This is a genomic window from Bacillus rhizoplanae, from assembly GCF_917563915.1.
GTDB lineage: Bacteria > Bacillota > Bacilli > Bacillales > Bacillaceae_G > Bacillus_A > Bacillus_A rhizoplanae.
Genome location: NZ_CAKJTI010000069.1, coordinates 1 through 3367 on the forward strand (window position 1 = coordinate 1; position 3367 = coordinate 3367).

Annotated in this window: 3 protein-coding genes; all 3 read left to right on the forward strand. The window is 37.5% G+C overall.

Going from position 1 to position 3367, the window contains the following annotated elements; translation table 11 throughout:
* Positions 1 to 479: 479 nt before the first annotated feature.
* The 3 genes from LRP84_RS22220 to LRP84_RS22520 are packed head-to-tail and all read left to right on the forward strand — an operon-like array spanning position 480 to position 3035.
* A complete protein-coding gene (locus LRP84_RS22220) occupies positions 480 to 1535 on the forward strand; it encodes a TauD/TfdA family dioxygenase (protein ID WP_230577064.1) in 1056 nt (351 codons plus the stop codon).
* A gap of 15 nt (positions 1536 to 1550) precedes the next feature.
* Positions 1551 to 2840: an MFS transporter gene (locus LRP84_RS22225; protein ID WP_230577065.1), complete on the forward strand. Its 1290-nt coding sequence runs from the start codon at positions 1551 to 1553 to the stop codon at positions 2838 to 2840.
* Between the two features lie 60 nt (positions 2841 to 2900).
* Entirely contained in the window at positions 2901 to 3035 is a 135-nt protein-coding gene (locus LRP84_RS22520; protein ID WP_302850634.1) for a hypothetical protein, read from the forward strand.
* Positions 3036 to 3367 lie beyond the last annotated feature (332 nt).

The following is a 3367-nucleotide window of genomic DNA, read 5'->3' on the forward strand; positions in this document are numbered from 1 at the left end:
ATATGTTGTAATTGAATATTAGTAATACTTACTTACAAATTAAAATCTTTAATTTTATTTAACTGAAAATTATGAATATAATGAATTAAATAACGATTAATACAATCGTAATAGTTGTTATTTAAAGCGCTTTCATATAGGTAAAGGAGGGGGACAGCACTTAAAAAGTTATAATTTATCTGACAAAGAATTTGAGAAGGGAGATGGAGTCGCTCTTTTATTAGGAAACAAGCTATCATATTTATGAGAGCACTTTCATCATTAGGAAGGCTTGCAGTAATTCTATACACATTAGGAATAACCGATGAAGCAAAGGCTGCAATGTTATCTCATCGAAACTTGCACATAAATGACTGATTCTGTCAGGATAAGCTGGTTTAGTACAAGCTTCCTAGATAAGTGGAGTTTTTAAAGGAGTTACCCAAGAAAACAACAGAGAAAATTTAAAAGTTGCATTAGAAAAGGAAGGAGGAGTACCTATGCCGCTCATTTTAAAGGAAAAAATTAAAGGACCAGTAGCGTGGAAAGGTATTGATCTAGCTAAAGATGATTCATGGGTTTATTATTTGTCCGAGAAAATGATCGAATCTCTTGAAAACGCTTTATTTCATGTTAAACAAAAGGGTTTAAAAGCACCTAATTTTAACAAGGAGGACTTCCCGATTTCGGATCTCTCTGACGAAATTGCTTACTTTGTTGAAGAGCTAGAGAATGGTAGGGGGTTTCTATTAATTCGTGGATTACCGATGGAAAGGTATACGGATGAAGAAGCGAGCATCATTTATTGGGGTCTCGGAGTGCACATGGGCATCCCGGTAACGCAAAACGCAAAAGGTGACCTTTTAGGACATGTCATTGATCAAGGTCTCAGCATTAATGATTCAAATGTACGCGGTTACCAAACGAATGCACATCTTCCCTTTCATCCAGATGGATCTGACGTAGTCGGATTATTAAGTCTTCGAAAAGCTAAATCTGGGGGTTTCAGTAGTATCGTAAGTTCGATGGCTGTTTATAATGAAATTCTGGAGAAGTACCCAGAGTATCTTGGAATTCTCTATCGTCCATACTTCTTGGATCGTCGTGGTGAGGAAGCACCAGGTGAATCTCCAGTATATTCATCACCAGTCTTTAGTTATTACGAAGGTAAATTGAGCTGCAGATATAATCGCGGATATGTCGAATCAGCACAAGCGAAAACAGGTGTCCATTTGTCAAAAGTTGAAATTGAAGCATATGACTTAATGGATTCTCTCCTTCATGATGAAAACATGCATATTGATATGATGCTGGAACCGGGTGATATGCAATTTGTTAATAATTATACCGTTCTTCATTCACGTACTGTATACGAAGATTATGAAGAACAGGAACGCAAACGTCATTTACTAAGATTGTGGCTCACGATGCCAAATGGCCGAGAAATTGCGCCCGATTTCGCGATGTTTATTGATGAGAAAACAGGTAAAGCGGGTCGCGGCGGTATTCCCGTACGTGGAAAAACAGCTGGTGGTATTGTAGAAAATATAAAGTAAGGGGAGATTTTTATATTGAACACCCCAAAATATTCTTGGATTATATTATTATTTCTAGTTGCTTCTGGTATGATCAACCAAGTTGATAAAATTGTTATTGGTTTGGTTTCCGTTCCCGTAATGAAAGAGTTACATTTAAGTCCTTCACAATGGGGATTGGTGGGAAGTTCCTTCTTTTGGTTCTTCACCTTTTCTTCTATCATTCTTGGGGGCATGGCCGATTCCAAAAACACGAAAAAAATGTTAACTTGGATGTCGCTGGTATGGTTGACTGTTCAATTTGTTACACCTTTTGTTTCTAGTCTGTCTCTGCTAGTGCTTACAAGGATGCTCTTGGGAGCCGGCGAAGGCGCAGCCCCTGCTCTATCAACGGCTATAGTGGGAAAATGGTTCCCAAAACATAGACATGGTATAGGCTTTGGCGCTGTTCTCTGTGGAGCAACAATTGGGCCTGCAATTGCTTCACCATTATTAATCTCCTTGATCAATCAATATGGATGGAGATCTGCTTTTATAGTCATGGGGATTGTTGGACTTATTGTGCTAGTTTTATGGGTCATTTTTGGTAAAGATAGTCCACAAGAAATTGGGTTGCCTTCATTTCATCAAGAGGAGCAACATTCATCAACCCTTTCTAAGGTTTCTTGGCGTCAGTTTCTTCCACATCTTTTGTCTAAAAATTTTGTTTTTATCATTTTGTGTGGAGGGTGTGCCTATTGGTTATTGTCTGTTCAAGCGATATGGTTTCCGGCATACTTTACCAAAGTTCAACATTTTGATAATCAAACATTAAAATTAGCCGTAGCGTTACCTTTTCTTTTCGCTGCCATTAGCCAAATTGGATTTTCTATGCTATCAGACCGGATTTATCGCAAAACTGGGGATATTCGTAAAGCACGAATCAATCTTGCCGGTTCCATGATGGTACTATCTGCACTTTGTGTATATTTGGCAAATGCCGTGAATTCAAGTGCTATATCCATCTTGTTCTTCACCCTTGCTCCAGGTTTTGCGTATGTCATTCTTTCACTTGCTCCTGCAATATTGATGGATTTTTTTTCTGCCAAAAACATCGGAAAAGCACAAGGGACCTACGTCGCTCTTGCAAGCTCAACAAGTATTGTTGCTCCACTCGTATTCGGGTATTTTATCCAATATGCAGCGACTGAGGCAATGGGATATCATTATGGATTTCAGGTAACTGCTTTGGGTATGTTCGTTATCGGATTATTGTTTTTGATTGTTGTACGTCCCGCGAGGCAAAGTCACACAACAATAAAAGCAGAGGAGCAAGTAAGTATTTAAAAATCATTGATGGATCGAGGAGGGGGAAAAATAAGTAAATATGAAAAGGAGGCTGCATAAATGGATCGTTGTGTATATTGTCATGAAGAATTAGCCATTATGGAGCGAAATCGCAGTGAGTGCTGGAATTGTCAAGAGAAGATGTCTGAGACTTACTCTGATGATCATATTGAAGTAGAAGATGAAGTAAAATAGTTTGTACAACAGAATTTGGAGCTACGCAGGTAGCAAAAAAGCAGGGAATTCTCTGTTTGAACCAACCTAAAAGAAATATTTAAGAGCTTATGAATCACCAAATCAATCGGAATGATTTCCCCCTTTATGACAGGGGGATAATTTTTCATTATGAAATCAGGAGCAAATGTAATAGCCAAACTTTCAATAATGACTTGCAAAACTCCGTCCATATTTATAGTAATTGTTCAATGTTTATGACTGTACCCATTTTTGAATATTAGTAATACTTACTTACAAATTAAAATCTTTAATTTTATTTAATTATAATTTATGAGTATAATCAAAACCAT

What these genes read in the sequence shown, in the direction of transcription:
- LRP84_RS22220 (WP_230577064.1), top strand. Translation starts at nt 480, where the DNA reads ATGCCGCTCATTTTAAAGGAAAAAATTAAAGGACCAGTAGCGTGGAAA.
- LRP84_RS22520 (WP_302850634.1), top strand. Translation starts at nt 2,901, where the DNA reads ATGGATCGTTGTGTATATTGTCATGAAGAATTAGCCATTATGGAGCGA.